Below are 1,068 nucleotides of genomic sequence, written 5' to 3'. Positions count from 1 at the left end.
CCGCGTAGGCGGGCGGCGGCCTGCGCGACCGCGGTGGGCGCTCCGGCCACGCACCACGTGTGTCCGTTGACGGTGACCTCCTGCGCGGCGCCGCCGGCACCGAGCACGAGCGCCCGACCGGGTAGCCAGTCCCACTCGGGCAGCGAGTGCTGCGCCCAGATCCCCAGGACACCGTCGGCGACGGCGGCGAGGTCGCACGAGGCGGAGCCGAGCATCCGCAGGGTCGCGGCCTGGCCGGCCATGGCCAACCAGGGCTGCGCGAACGCGGGGTCCTGCAGGCGGGTGGGGTGCAGGTAGGTCGCCAGGACCGACTCCTGCAACGGAGCGTCGTCGATCTGCGCGACCTCAGCGCCGTTGCGCCGCGTGGGCAGGTTCGGGCCACCCACCCAGGAGTCCCCCGAGGCCACGTGGTGGATCGCCCCGAGGACCAGGGCGGACGGCGCTCCGGTCGTGGGGTCGGTGGGCTCGGCGCGCAGTGCGAGCGCGCTGCACCACCACGTCAGCCCGGTGTGGAAGTTGTACGTGCCGTCGACCGGGTCGATGACCCAGGTCCGCCCCGACGTCGAGGGCCGGCTCGAGCCCTCCTCCCCCACGATGCCGTCGGCGGGGCGCCACCGCTGCAGGGCCGCGGTGATGAGGTCCTCGGCGGCGTGGTCGGCCTGCGTGACGATGTCCGAGATCGAGGTCTTGCGGATGCTGCTCACCCCCGCCTGCCGCATCCGTCCGGCCAGGACCGCGGCGCGGCGGGTGAGTTCGACGGCCAGGTCGGCGTCGTCGAGGTCGGCGGGGATCGTGCTCGGATCGGTCAGGTCGGGGTGCGCGCCGGTCATCGGGTCAGCACATGCCCGTACGGTGTCGACAACCGCGTCCACCGGCCCTGGTGATGCACCGTGACCGACTCGACCGTGGTGGGCAGGAACCCCAGGACGTGCAGACCGAACGCCGCCCCCCGCGGGATGGAGGGGTGGGTGCCCAGGTCGACGGACCAGACGCGGCGACGCAGCTCCGCCACGGCGAGCGCGCCGGCGCCCGCGGTCGCGCCCTGGGCGACCTCGGCGATCCCGGTTG

2 protein-coding genes are annotated in these 1,068 nt (G+C 74.8%); both read right to left on the bottom strand.

Annotated elements, in window-relative coordinates; translation table 11 throughout:
* A partial coding sequence (locus KD1_RS13955) for an inositol monophosphatase family protein (protein ID WP_068402916.1) occupies positions 1 to 830 on the bottom strand: 830 nt, incomplete at its 3' end.
* A partial coding sequence (locus tag KD1_RS16925) for a DUF8185 domain-containing protein (protein WP_502690824.1) occupies positions 827 to 1,068 on the bottom strand: 242 nt, incomplete at its 5' end. The genes KD1_RS16925 and KD1_RS13955, both read right to left, overlap by 4 nt.

It is taken from the genome of Kribbia dieselivorans NBRC 106261 (genome assembly GCF_001552435.1).
Classification (GTDB): Bacteria; Actinomycetota; Actinomycetes; order Actinomycetales; family Dermatophilaceae; genus Kribbia; species Kribbia dieselivorans.
Note: the sequence above shows the minus strand (reverse complement) of the source record. Positions and strands in the feature narration are given on the sequence as shown.